The following is a 13,104-nucleotide window of genomic DNA, read 5'->3' on the forward strand; positions in this document are numbered from 1 at the left end:
GCTCACCACTCCCGATACGCGATGCCGTTGAGACCCTTGCCTCGGGCCTTGGAATAGACGTCGAAAATGTCTTCGCCCTCCCGTGGGTTTTCCGCCGTGCTGTCATAGGAGCGCACGCCCCAGCCGCCTTCGTCGTCACGCTTGACCGCCGCCAGCGGGTCGTGGGGTACGCGCCGCAGGAAATAGAACTTGGCCCCCTTGGCGCTGCGCACATCGCGCACGCCTTCGACCAGCACTTTCAGGTTCGGCGGGTAGCCGCTGCTGTTCAGCGACTTCTCGATGTAACCGGCGTCGAAAGCGCGTTTGTAGGCGTCGATGGCGTCGCGGATCTGGTACAGCGCGGTGCGCAATTCCTGCTCTTTGCCCCGGCGCACCACGGTCTCGGTCAGGGGCGCGGCCATGCCGGCCAACAGGCCGATCAGCGCGAGCGTCACCACGACTTCGATCAAGGTAAAACCGCGTTGCGAGGCGTTCATGATCAAGGCTTCCCGACGGTAACGGTGGTAGCGATCGGTGCGCTCATGCCATTGGCTTTAACCTCTTCGACTTCGACCTTCGAGCGATCCGGCGCCTGGATGTGCATGCTGGTTTCGGTGCCGGTAGTGAACTCCATGTCCGACGGGCTCTGATACGGCAGGTTGCGCACGATCCGCGGGGTGATCGACAGCACCAGTTCGGATTTGCTGACGTCGTCCTTGTTGCTGCCAAACAGGCGACCCAGGCCAGGAATGTCGCCAAGACCAGGAATCTTGTTGCCAGTGCTGCCATGGTCGTTGCGCATCAGGCCGGCAAGGATCTGCGTTTCGCCGTCATGCAGGCGCAGGGTCGTTTGCGCGTTGCGGGTATCGACCTGGACCGGAATCGTGCCCTGGCGGGTCGGTTCCAGCGGCGTGGCGTTGCTGACTTCCAGGGCCACTTTGATCGCCACTTCGTTGTTCAAGTGCACGGTGGGCTGCACTTCCAGTTTCAAACCGACGTCCAGGTAAGTCACGCTCTCGGTGATCACCGGTCCTTGGGTCGACGGCACGGAAGTAGCGCTGATGATTGGCACGCGCTGACCGATGTGGATACGCGCCTGCTCGCGGTTGCTGACGCGGATGACCGGGCTGGCCAGGGTGTTGATGTCCTTGTCCTGGGCATTGATCTTGGCTTGTGGCGATGGCGAGATCGTGATGCGGCTGGAGTTGATGCCCTTGAGTTGATCGAGAATGGACACCGCCGAACCGTCGCTGTTGACCACGCCGAAGGTGTTCGGCCATTGCAGGCCAAGGTCGAGGATCCGCTGGGTGGCGACTTCCATCACTTCCACTTCCAGCACCACTTCAGGGTTGGACTGATCCTGGGATTGCAGGAGTTTCTCCGCCATGCGCACGGCGTCGCCGGTGTCGCGCATGGTCAGGGTGTTGAGGCGTTCATCGACAAACACGTCGCGGGTCTTGAGCATGGTCTTGACCATGTTCAGCGCGGTGTTGGCATCGATGCTGGTCAAGTAGAAGGTGCGCATCACCAGCTCCTGGTAATCCTTGAGCTTCTGCGGCGAATCCGGGTAGATCAGCAGGGTGTTTTCGTTCACCACTTTCTGGTGCAGCTGGTTCTGTTGCAGCAGCAGTTCCACGGCGTCTTCGATGCGCACGTCGCGCACGAAGATGGTGGCTTTCATGTCCGGACGCAGGTCCTTGTCGAAGATGAAGTTCAGGCCGGCGACCTGGGACAGCACTTCGAAGATGGTCTTGAGGTTGGCGTCGCGAAACTCCAGGGTCACCGGCTTGTCCAGGCGGGTGCGCAGTTGCGGATAGGCCACCACGTTACGGCTTTGCACCAGGCGGATATTGCCCTGCAGCTCCAGGGCGCCTTCGTTGGTCGGGTCCAGTTCGAGAATCTGTTTGACCTGACGTTCAGCGCCGTAGATGTCGCCGCGGCGCAGGTCGCCACGGGCCAGTTCGAGTTTTTCATCGAGGCTGCGCATATGTTCGAGCTGGCGCATGGCGTCCTGGGCGCGACGGTTGTTCGGCTCGATGGTCAACACCCGGCCGTAGGCCATGCGCGCCGAGGCGAAATCCCGTTGGGTGCGGTCCATGTCGCCCTGGGTCAGCAATGCCGTGACTGCACGGGCACGGGAGCTGTTGAGCGCGATGTGCAGCTCGGTGTCGCGAGGATTTTCCCGCAAGCCCTCTTCGATCCGGGCCAGGCCGGCTTCGTACTGACCTTGTTCGATCAGGTCAGAGGCTTCTTCCTTGGCCACCTGCGCCGAGCTGCACGCGGCCAGCCCTGCACAGAGACAGAGGCTCATCAGCAAACGGGATTTGTTCATTGCGCGCTCCCCACAGACAGAGTCTGGGACAAATGCAGAGGCAGATAGACCAGGCTCAGTTCCATGTCGGAAATCCGCTCGATCTTCCATGTTTCGTCGATCACATCCCCTTTGCGTACGACGTATATTTTTTCGCCGTTCTGCAAAAACACTTGCAGGTCGGTGCGGTCATCCATGCGGCCAATGAACTGGAAAGGCATGGGCGGTGCAGTGGGGACCTGCGCCACCGGTGCGACGTTGACGGGTTTTTCGGTGACACTGGCCAGGGCGGGTGCAGCCTTCCAGCTGCGGGAAGCAAACAGGTCGCCGGCCGGGCTCAGGTCCTTGATCGCCACGGGCGCACCGGCGGCTTTTGCGGCCGGCAACGCGCCGTGAGTCTTGCCTTTGGCGGGCGTGGCCACCGCTGCCACTTCAAGGTCGCTGTCATCGGCCTGCTGGAAATATTCGGAGTACCAGGTCAGCGCCGCGGCCACACCGATGAACGCCACCCAACCCACTGCGCGCTTGTTGTTCATCATGACCTCGACAGGTAAAGGGTCATGCGGATCCGGCCGTTCAGGTCGGTGTCGGCGATCTTTTTGCGCTGTAATTCCAGGTCCTCTACCACCACTGCTGGCAATTGACCGAGCAAGGCGTGCATGAAGCGCCGCAGTTGCGGGTAGCTGCCGCGCACTGGCAACAGAATCTGATAGCGGGCCAGGTGGGTCTTCGGATCGATGCCCAGCGAGTATTCGCCCCGGGACAAAGTGATGCGTTCCTGGGCGGCCAGTGCGTAGATCTTGTCGATGGCAACGGTGGCCTGCGGCTGCGACGGCAATTTGCTGCGGAAATCATCGAGCTGACGTTGCGGCACCACCGGCGGGGCTACCGTGCCGTCTTCGACCTTGGCCAGGTACTCGCTGGCTTCGCGGGTTTGCTGACTCAGTTGCTGCAACGACTGCCAGTCCGGCAACAACCCGGCCAGGCCGTAGGTCAGCGCCACGATCAGCATCGCCAGCCCTGCCAGACCGGGCACGCCCAGGCTTTGCAGGTATTCGTGGACGATCAATCTAGGGATTTGCATCGCCGATCTCCCAGGTAGCCGACAGGTTGAAGCGGACCGGTTGTTCCGGCACGTTGGCGACGATTTCGTGGCTGAGCAGCGACACATCGGACAGCTCGTCGCTGGCTTCGAGGCGGCGGTGGAAGTCGAGCATGGCGTCCAGGTCCCGCGCTTCGGCGCTGATCCGCACCTGACCCTTGCGGGCGTCCGGAGTCAGGCTCAGCAAGGCAATGTTGTCGCGGGGCATGGCTTCGAGCGTGGCGAACAAACGTTCCCAAGGACGGCGCAATTGCTGCGAGACCTTGCGCATCTCGGCGAGGTTCTGCGCTTGCTCGCGGGTTTCCGCCGGGGTCAGGCTGACTTTGCTGCCGGTGTCGCCGGTGAGCACGCGTTGGGTGGTTTGCAGATGACCCTGCTGTTGTTCGGACTGCTCACTGAGGTGTTGTTGAATGACGGTGCAGGTCAGCGCCAGCACCACGCCACCGGCCAGCAGGCTCCAACCCAGAGGGGTTGAGCGGCGACGCGGCTGAAAGTCGAGCATCAAAGGGCGCATGTCAGGCCACCGCCCGGGACATGACGTACAGGCAATCGTGTACGGCTGTCCGGTCCTCTTCGAGGGTACGCAGGTGCACACCTGGCACTTCAGGGTGCGAGTCGATGCGCGCCGGCGCATGCAGATAAACGTTCAGCGGCCGCTCGCTGGTCGAGGCCTGCAATTGGCTTTCGCGACCAATCAGCGCGGTCAGTGCGGTATCGCTGTCGCTGCTGCCCACCGAACGTACCGATGTCCAGCGCCCTTCGCGCGCCACCAGCAACACGCTACGCACCGGTTCGGCGACGACGAACAGGAAGTCGCCGGCGTCGAAGCTCTTATCGAAATGGTTGAATGCCGCCATCAGGTATGGCTGCACTGAACGCAGGCGCAGGCCGCGACCACTGGCCAGGGTGCGCAGACGGTCCAGCAGGTCTTGCGGCAACGCCGTCGCAACACGGTCGTAGCCGGCAGGTTCAGCGGAAAGCACCAGGCTCCAGGGTTGCGTCGGTACGCCGTAGAGGTCTTCGAAACACAGTTGGGCAAACCCGAGCAATTCGTCCGGGCGGCTGATTTGTTCGCTCCAGGGCACCAGGCAGAACCGGCTGAAGTGACCGGAAACCACCACGGTCAATTCCGCACCGGCGCGGGCATGTTCACCCAGCAGACGGTCGAGGGTTTCCAGGCCCACGGCCCAGCCATGAAAGCCTTCGTCGATGAAACCGACGCTGCCCAGCCACAGGGTTTCACTGCCCTGCCGATGGCCGAGACCGACACCGCTGGCGCCGAGGACGGCGACATAACGCTCACGAGATAAAAGTGACACGATTGATCTCCTCGAGAGTAGTCCGGCCGTGTTGCACCAGTTCCAGCGCCGATTCGCGCAGCAGGCGCAAACCTCGTTTGCAGGCGTGGGCCTTGATTTTCGAAATGGGTTGGCGCTCGACGATCATTTGCCGCAGTTCGTCGTCCAGGTGCAGCAGTTCAGCGATGGCGCTGCGTCCGCGGTAACCGGTGCCGCGGCAATGACCGCAGCCCTTGCCGTGGACGAAGTGGTAATGCGCGACGTTCTGCGGATCGAGCCCCGAGGCTTCCAGCTCTTCGTTCGTCGGGGTGTAGGTGCTGCTGCAACTGCTGCAAACCAGGCGAATCAAGCGCTGGGCCAGCACGGCGTTGAGCGCGGAGACCAGGCTGTAGGGGTCGATTTCCATTTGGGTGAAGCGGCCAATCACGTCGAACACGTTGTTGGCGTGGATGGTGGTGAACACCAGGTGCCCGGTGAGCGCCGATTGCACGGCGATCTGCGCGGTGTCGGGGTCGCGGATTTCACCGACCATGATCTTGTCCGGGTCATGGCGCAGGATCGAGCGCAAACCCCGGGCGAAAGTCAGGCCTTTTTTCTCGTTGACCGGAATTTGCAGCACGCCCGGCAGTTGGTATTCCACCGGGTCTTCAATGGTGATGATCTTGTCCACGCCATGGTTGATCTCGGTGATCATCGCGTACAGCGTGGTGGTCTTGCCGCTACCGGTGGGGCCGGTGACCAGCACCATGCCGTAGGGTTCGGCGGCGAGGCGGCGCAGTTGGCGCAGGGTTTCGTCTTCGAAGCCCAGGGCTTGCAATTGCACGCCGCTGACCTTGTCTGCCAGGTCCTGTTTGTCGAGCACCCGCAGCACCGCGTCTTCGCCGAAAATGCTCGGCATGATCGACACCCGGAAGTCGATCTGCCGGCCGCTGATGCCGATCTTGAAGCGACCGTCCTGGGGCACGCGTTTTTCGCCGATGTCCAGTTCAGCCATGACCTTGACCCGCGAGATCACCTGTTCGGCGAACTCGCTGCCCTGGATTTTGCTGATGTTGTTCAACACGCCATCGATGCGGTACTTGATCACCAGGCCACTGCCGGTGGTGCCCAGGTGAATGTCGCTGGCGTGCATTTTCAGGGCGTCGTACAGGGTCGAGTTGACCAGTTTGACCACCACGCTGGAGTCTTCGCTGATGCTGGTCAGGGACAGGCTTTGCAGGGTGTCGATTTCGGTGTTGCCGTCGGCCTGGGCGTTGAGCGATTCCACCGCGTGGAAGCTTTCTTCGTGCCGAGCCAGGTAGGCTTTCAGGTCGTCGGCATGCACCAGGTACAGCGGCGCGCCGTGCAGGCAATCATCGATCCAGGCCAGGCGTGCGCTGTCGAAGGGATCAGCGAAGACGCCAATGACTTCATCGTTGTGACGCAACAGGGTGAATTCGCGCTTGAGGCACTGGGCCAGGGTGACCCGATCGAATACCGGCGTGGCTTGAAACAGGCTATCGGTGTCGAGCACCGAATAATGCAGGGTAGTGCCGAGGCACTGGATGAAGGGCATGGGGGCCAGTTCGCTCAGTTCCCCGAGGGCATCCAGGACTCGCTCGCCGGAAGTGGCGGCCAGTGCCCGAGCCTGGGCCAACTGCTCACTGGAAAAACGGGTGGGTACAGACTCCAGCAGCGACGGTTCGACGACAAGGGATAGACGGTCCATGGCTTGCTCTCCAACGCCCGGGGCTTTTAGCCCTGTCGGCGCGGCGAGCGGTTTCGGTGGAGGCCGGAACGTCTTGTCGCGCCACTACTCCCCGGTGAGCAATTGTTCGTCGTCTGGCGTCTTGGAGGTCGATGCACTTCGTCGTCGATCTGCAAGCACCCAACTACCGTCGTACAACTGCAGCGGGAAATTTTCGATCCTGCTCTGGCGTCGTTCGACAAAGCCTTCGGAACTGCTCACAGCCGTGTTGGGTTCGCGCTTGATCCCCAGAAGATCGCAGACTGCACGGGCCAATTCCGCCAACGGAAACGGTTTGAACAGGATGTGGCTGACTCCCAGTAGCCGGGCCCGCTCGCAAACCTCTGCGGTTGGATGCCCTGTGATCAGCACAAAATGGCAATTCCTGTTCTGGCGGACGGCATCGAGCACCTGAAAGCCTTCCATATCGGGCAAGCGGTAATCGAAAACCATCACATCGGGGGCAAAATTTTCGGCTTCGCCGATCCCTTCCGCCCCGTCGTGAGCTATCCGGACTTCCAACCCTTGCACCTGCAGGTAATCCTGAAGGTTTTGCGCAAGAAGCTGTTCGTCGTCAACAACCAGTACTTTGTTTAACAAGGTGGACTCCTTGAAACTGCAGGTCCGAATACCGAACCTGGCGGAGTGCGCGCCTTTGACAGGTCTAACGCACACTTCATGCCAGGCTGAGCGCCGGTCGTTTTATCGCTTCATGTCCTTGAATTTAAAAACAATATCTTTTCGCCCACGTACCCCACCCCCCAAAAACGGGGAAAACCCAACGCGATTGCAAGGAAGCTTTCCCCCACTATTGGGGAAGGGCTCATTCATCGTCAATCCGTTCGATCCGATTGCTTGCGCGCAATTGCGCCAGAACCCGAAGACGTGTTTGAACCTGGTTCTGTCGGGCAAGATACGCCCTGACCATGTCAAGTCCCTGTTCCTCTGTGACATCCGCGGCCTCGAGTCGGTTCTGTAAATAAATCAGATGCCATCCCACCGCCGTACGCACCGGTACACTGACTTCTCCCGGCGCCAGGGCAAACGCTGCTTTATCGAACTCCGGCAGCATGCGCCCGCGTGGGAAATACCCCAGATCGCCACCCTCGCTGGCCGAGGCGTCTTCGGAACCGCTGCGGGCAACGCTGGCAAAATCGGCGCCCTTGTTGATAGTGGTACGCATTGCCTCCAAGCGTAGCCGCGCCGCTTCGACAGTGGAAGCATCTGCACCCTGAGGCACTTTGATCAGGATATGCCTGACCTGCACCTCCTCCGGCCGGCTCATTTGCGCGCGATGCTCTTCGAAAAACGCCCGCACCTGTTTCTCGTCCGGCTCGCCGACTTTGGTGAGATCGGCAAAAACCTGCTGGGCCGCCAGTTCCCGGCGGGTGTACTCGGCATAACCGGCCTCATCGAAACCGGCGTCCTCCAGCCGCCGGGCGAACACGTCAGCACCACCGAAGGCCTGACGCGTTTGATCGATCTGACCTTGCACGGTGGCGTCGCTGATCACTACGCCGCGCTTGAGCGCTTCCTGCCACAGCAGTTCCTTGTCAATCAAGGCATCCAGGGCAGCCTTGCGCAACTGCTGGTACGCCTTGGGATTGCGAATACTGGCGACCGCCCGACCCTGATCCTCAAGGTACTCGGCGAAGTAACGCTCCAGGCGCAGTTGGGATATTTCCTCGCCATTGACCCGCGCCACGGCGGGCCCGTTGCTGCAAAACGCGGCGGGCACCCACAGCATCAACATTACAAACACAGTGTTGAGTTTCATCTTCAGCCTCCGTCAGGGCATGGCGGCAACGGGTTTGTAAGGGGCAACCAGATAGAAGCGCTGGTCGGGCAAATCCACCGTGACCACATGGGCGCCACTCAGGCCCAGGCGCCGGCCCGGCCCGAAACTGATCAGCGGGGTCAGCCCGGTATCGAAGTCATGCAGGCCTTCGAGGGCGCTGACCAGTTTTTCGCGGCTGGCGTCGCGCCCGGCCTGCTTCATGCCTTCGCTGAGCAGCATCATTGAACTGAAGGCGCCGACTTGCAGGACCGCGTGCTCACCACCGAGTTTCTGCCGCTGGCGCAGCTGGGTCAGCGCCAGGCGCCCGGCCAGCGTCCAGTCGCTGGGCACAAACGGATAAGCCAGGAACACCCGCCTCGAAAACCCGCTGGGCACTTGCAGCAGATCACCCGCCACTTGATTCGAAGCGGCGAACAGGTACGGCACCTGCCCCGCCGTCTGCAAGCGTTCGGCGAGATGACTGAAGCCGCCGCTGCTGCCCATGTAGAACACCGAGCGCGAACCCAATGGCAGTTCGTCCTTCGCCGATTCGTAGGCTTGCAGGCGTACTTTCTGCCAGGAATTGTCTTGCAGGTATTGCGCAAGTTTTTCAGCCGCCTGCCGTTGCCCCGGTTCATTCGGGTAGGCGATCAGCGTCGGCCCTTGCAGCACGCGCAAACTGGTCGCGGCGTAATTGGCCAGGGCAATCATTTGCTCGCGCAGGCCCGGCAGCGGTTCGAAGATCTGCCGACTTACCTGGGCCGAGCCTTGCAACGACAGCGGCCCGATCAACGGCACGCCGGCCTGTTCCAGGCGCGGCGCCAGTTCCGAATCGAGCGCCGGCGCCAGCGGTGCGACCAGGGCGAACACTTGCTCCTGATCAATCAGCTGATCCAGCGCCCGCTCGGCGCTGACGCGGTCCGGACCGGGGTCGAGGATGGTCAGGCGCAACTGCCGGCCGTGGATTCCGCCCGCTTCATTGATGCGCGTCACGCAACCCTTGAGCACCGCCGCCACGGTGGCGCCCTCGTCGCGCAACGAGCCCGTGCTCGGCAACAGCGTTCCCAGGTGCAGGCTGTCGGCGCTCAGGCCCGGATCGCGGTCATCGGCCAGGCGCTTGAGGTACGCCGTGAGGTTGTGTTGATCCTTGCTCGACAGCACGAATCGGGGCATCGCCGGGTCCAGGCGATTGTTCGCCGGGTCGCGTCCCTCCTGGATCGCCCGCGCCAGCGTACCCTCGGTGTAGGCCGGGTAAGCACGGCCATTGATTTGCTGCTGACCGTACGTGCTGGAGAGCCGCGACCAGTTCAAGTCCGGCGGCCGCACCCCGCCTTCAGGTCGCCCTGAACCATCGGCACCATGGCAGTTCGCGCACGGCAGGCTGGTGGCCGGCATCAACATGCCGGTCGCGCCGATTCGGGCCATGACCGGGTCACCGCTCGCCGACACGCCCTCGCGGTACAACCGTTTGCCGGCGCTTTCACTGGGATTGAGCGGCAACGCGTAGGCGCTCAGGCTGGCACTGAAGAGAATCAACAGACTGAGCGCGAACAGTCCGGGGATGAGGGCGTTTTTCATGGCGCGCGCTCAACGACCGACCACGGGCATTGTCAGCAACTGCAAGCGCTGAGCAATGGCCGCGGCCGGGGCATCGGGACGGATTTTGCTCCAGCGTTTGTTCGCCACGTCGCCGACGATCAACTGCGTGGAATGTTGCTCAGGCGTCGGCACGATCTGGCCGATCCGGCCCAGGACCAGGTCCATCTGCGCCTTGTCGCCGGTAAGAAAAAGCCAGTGGGGCTCATCGACGCCCTGTTTCAAGGTGTAAGCCTTGAGCACCGCCGGGGTGTCCCGCAGCGGATCACTGGTAAGGGAAATAAAGGTGATGCCATCCGCCTTGTCGCCCAACACTGCGCGCACTTCCTTGAGCTTTTGGGTGATCAACGGGCAGGCGTCGTTGCAACTGGTGAAAATCACATTGAGCAGCACCACACGGTTCTGCAGCGCGTCGCTGTAGAACCGCAGGGTGTTGCCGTTCTGATCCTGCAACGGCGTGTCGGTGAACCAGGTTTTCGCATCGCGGGTGCCGCTGGCGGGTTGCGCCGCAGCATTTGCCGCCACCGCAGGCGCCGGTTCTTCGTGGCCTTCATGGGCGAACGCCACCGCACTGAAAATGCAAAAGCAAAAGCTCAGGGTGATCCAGTCGAGGAGTCTCATGGCTGATGCTCCATGGCGATGGCTGTGTGCTTGGCATGGGTGTTGCGCTCACCGCTGAGCTTCTCGACTTCACGGCTCAGCACCGCCGGGTCGGTGAAACCGTAGTAGCGGGTCCAGTGACGGTTGTTGCCATCGCCCACCAGAATCAGCGGCGCGTGGTTCTTGAAGTCGCCACTGAAACTGCCGAGCCCCTTGAGGGTTTCGTTGACCGACTGGGTGGAACCGGTCAGCCAGCTCCAGCCCGGGCCGTTCTGGAACGCGCGGGCGTAATCGTTCAGGCGTTTGGCGTCGTCACGCTGCGGGTCAATGCTGATCGACACCAGTTGCACCTCGGTGCCAACCCGTGCGCCCAGCTGTTTCTGCACCTTGCCCATGATCGATGACACCACCGGGCAGACCGTGGTGCAGCTGGTGTAGATGAAACTCATGACTACGATCTTGTTGCTGACCAGGTCTTTTTCCAGGCGCACGGTTTTGCCGTTCTGGTCCACCAGTGCCACGTCGGCGAATTTGACCTGGGCTTTCTCCGAGCTGGCGCTTTTGGCTGCGGCGTTATGCCCGGCATGCTCGTCCGCTGAGTGGGCCAGGGCCTGGTCGACGCCGACGGCCAACAGGCAGAGCGTCAGCAGTCCATGATGTGCGAATCGGTTCATGTCGATGTCCTCTTCAATGAGCAATGCCTGGGGTTACCCGAACGCTGGCAAAAGTCTGGTCGTCGAAATTCGCACCCAGGGACGCCGCACGCACGTGCAGGTACCAGGCGCCTTTTTGGTCAAGGGTGACCGGGGCTTCATAAACTCCATTGCCGACCTCCAGTGCCGCGACGAGCTGGGGCCGGGAACTCGGCGCCAGGAAGTAGCGCACCTGAACGTCTTTGACCCCGCTGCGCTGGACCTTCTGTTTGCCCTGGACGATGCGAAAGCGCACGACATAAGGGCTGCCCAAAGCGGCCGTGGTTTTGTCGAGCATGAACTCCACTTTCGGCACGCCGGCGACGGGGGCAAGCTTGTCGTTGGCCTCCACTACCGCACTGAAGCAATGGATGATGTTGGGCTGGTTGAGCAGGAACGCCACGTCGAAACGCCCCGCCGCCGGCAGCTTGATCCGCGAGCTGTACAGCCCCGGCTCGATTTCGCGCAGGCTGCGGTCGATGACCATCGCCGCCCGCGCCACTTGCCCGCGATTGGGGTAGCCGGACATCGGCGCGTTCATGCCTTCGGCGTAGAAATAGGTGGTGTTGTCCACCGGGTTGACCACGAACACCGCGTTGTCGTCCCGCGACACCGCCAGGCTCGACGCCAGCGGCAAGTCACCGGCCAACCGTGGCGGCTGCGGCCCGGCTTCGAAACCCTGGCTGATCGGCGTACGGCCTTCGCCGAGGGACGACAGGTTGATCATCGTGACTTTCGCCGACGCCAATCCGCGCACGTAGGCATAGGCCTTGGTGAACACCACTTGATAGGGTTCGGCGGACACGTCCAGTTCATGGATCAATGAATCATTGGCGGCGTCGATCACGAAGGCCTGGTTCTCCAGGGTGTTGAGCACGATGCCAAAACGCCCGTCGGCGCTGAAGCCCATGGGACCGAGGCCCTGCTTCATCTTGATCACCCGCCTTACCGACTGGTTGGCGGCATCGACCACGGTGACCGTGCCGTCCTTGCCATCCGCCACATACGCGGCGCCGGACAGCGGCGAGTACACCACCGACAACGGGTGCGAACCGGTCTTGAGTTGTTTGCTGATGGTCAATGTGGCGACATCGATGATGCTCAGGGTGCCGTCATCGCGGTTGGTGACAAAGGCGAAGCGGCTGTCTTTGCTGAAGGCGATCTCGTGGTGGCCGCTGCCGGTGGCCAGGTGTTTGAGGGTTTTCAGGCTGCGGGTATCGATCACCGTCACCCCGGATTGCTCCGCCACCGCAGCATTATTGCCGACCCACAACAGGCGCTCGTCCGGTTGCAACGCAACGCGCACCGGATTGCTGCCAGCGGCTACCGAGTCGAGCAGTTTGAATTGTTCACTGTCGATCACCGCGACTTCGCCCGCCGTCGGCATCGACACGAATACCCGTTTGTTGTCCCTTGGGGTGACCCAATCCATCGGCGGTTGCTTGATGTCGATGCGGGTCATGGTGCTGGTGATGCCGCCTACCGAAACCGATGGGTCTACCACCGAGACGCTGGCGTCGCGGTTCATCACCATCAGGAAGTAGCTGTTGAGGTCCAGCAGCGGCCGTGCGCCGATGCTCGATTTGAGGAACACCCCGACCCGGGCTTTGCAGCTCTGTTCGCGGCCCTGGGCCTGGTCGGCGGCGACGGTTTCCGGGTCGATCCAGGCGCCGGGGGCGACGCCCGCCAGCGGTTGGCCCGATGCCTTGTCAGTCACCCGAAAGCGCACGTCGGCAAACTCACCCTCGCGCAACACCCCGCCTTCGGTCAGCGGCCGCACTTCGAGAGCCACCGACACACCGTCACGTTCAAGCGTCTGGCCGCTCCAGGTGTTGGGTAGCGCAACGTCGCTGAGCATGGTTGTGGGCGACGTGCGCCATAACCCCACCCAGATCAGCGCTGCCCCGAGGGTCAGCGCAACACTGGCGATTTTGATGGTCCTGTTCATATCGCTTCTCCCCTTGTGACAGCCTCTTAACCGCCTTCGCTGCGATGCGGCGACCCGACAACCCAGCGCCTGCAG

The 13,104-nt window shown here is 62.0% G+C and carries 13 protein-coding genes; all 13 read right to left on the reverse strand.

The window, feature by feature from the left end; all coding sequences use genetic code 11:
- Positions 1-2: 2 nt before the first annotated feature.
- On the reverse strand, positions 3-476 hold the full coding sequence (locus tag ABVN21_RS13440; RefSeq protein WP_034151253.1) for a type II secretion system protein: 474 nt from the start codon (positions 474-476) through the stop codon (positions 3-5).
- Positions 477-478: 2 nt separating this feature from the next.
- Positions 479-2,311 carry a secretin N-terminal domain-containing protein gene (locus ABVN21_RS13445; protein ID WP_339556677.1) on the reverse strand — a complete coding sequence of 611 codons (1,833 nt, stop codon included), beginning with the start codon at positions 2,309-2,311 and terminating at the stop codon, positions 479-481.
- Positions 2,308-2,826, reverse strand: a complete 519-nt coding sequence (locus ABVN21_RS13450) for a hypothetical protein (protein WP_339556678.1) — start codon at positions 2,824-2,826, stop codon at positions 2,308-2,310. Before ABVN21_RS13450 ends, ABVN21_RS13445 begins: the two co-directional genes overlap by 4 nt.
- Positions 2,826-3,374: a GspMb/PilO family protein gene (locus tag ABVN21_RS13455; RefSeq protein ID WP_339556679.1), complete on the reverse strand. Its 549-nt coding sequence runs from the start codon at positions 3,372-3,374 to the stop codon at positions 2,826-2,828. Before ABVN21_RS13455 ends, ABVN21_RS13450 begins: the two co-directional genes overlap by 1 nt.
- Positions 3,361-3,906, reverse strand: coding sequence for a PilN domain-containing protein (locus ABVN21_RS13460; protein ID WP_339556680.1), 546 nt, complete (start codon positions 3,904-3,906; stop codon positions 3,361-3,363). The genes ABVN21_RS13455 and ABVN21_RS13460 overlap by 14 nt, the downstream gene beginning before the upstream one ends.
- 1 nt (position 3,907) lies before the next feature.
- Entirely contained in the window at positions 3,908-4,711 is an 804-nt protein-coding gene (locus ABVN21_RS13465) for a hypothetical protein (protein ID WP_339556681.1), read from the reverse strand.
- Positions 4,692-6,398 carry a GspE/PulE family protein gene (locus ABVN21_RS13470; RefSeq protein ID WP_339556682.1) on the reverse strand — a complete coding sequence of 569 codons (1,707 nt, stop codon included), beginning with the start codon at positions 6,396-6,398 and terminating at the stop codon, positions 4,692-4,694. The genes ABVN21_RS13465 and ABVN21_RS13470 overlap by 20 nt, the downstream gene beginning before the upstream one ends.
- A gap of 84 nt (positions 6,399-6,482) precedes the next feature.
- Positions 6,483-7,016: a response regulator gene (locus ABVN21_RS13475; RefSeq protein WP_339556683.1), complete on the reverse strand. Its 534-nt coding sequence runs from the start codon at positions 7,014-7,016 to the stop codon at positions 6,483-6,485.
- Between the two features lie 223 nt (positions 7,017-7,239).
- On the reverse strand, positions 7,240-8,193 hold the full coding sequence (locus ABVN21_RS13480) for a peptidylprolyl isomerase (protein WP_339556684.1): 954 nt from the start codon (positions 8,191-8,193) through the stop codon (positions 7,240-7,242).
- Between the two features lie 12 nt (positions 8,194-8,205).
- Positions 8,206-9,771: an ABC transporter substrate-binding protein gene (locus ABVN21_RS13485; protein ID WP_339556685.1), complete on the reverse strand. Its 1,566-nt coding sequence runs from the start codon at positions 9,769-9,771 to the stop codon at positions 8,206-8,208.
- Between the two features lie 9 nt (positions 9,772-9,780).
- Positions 9,781-10,410: an SCO family protein gene (locus ABVN21_RS13490; protein ID WP_339556686.1), complete on the reverse strand. Its 630-nt coding sequence runs from the start codon at positions 10,408-10,410 to the stop codon at positions 9,781-9,783.
- On the reverse strand, positions 10,407-11,063 hold the full coding sequence (locus tag ABVN21_RS13495) for an SCO family protein (protein WP_339556687.1): 657 nt from the start codon (positions 11,061-11,063) through the stop codon (positions 10,407-10,409). Before ABVN21_RS13495 ends, ABVN21_RS13490 begins: the two co-directional genes overlap by 4 nt.
- Before the next feature lie 13 nt (positions 11,064-11,076).
- Positions 11,077-13,029, reverse strand: coding sequence for a YncE family protein (locus ABVN21_RS13500; protein WP_339556688.1), 1,953 nt, complete (start codon positions 13,027-13,029; stop codon positions 11,077-11,079).
- Between the last annotated feature and the right edge of the window lie 75 nt (positions 13,030-13,104).

The sequence above is a fragment of the Pseudomonas sp. MYb327 genome, from assembly GCF_040438925.1.
GTDB lineage: Bacteria > Pseudomonadota > Gammaproteobacteria > Pseudomonadales > Pseudomonadaceae > Aquipseudomonas.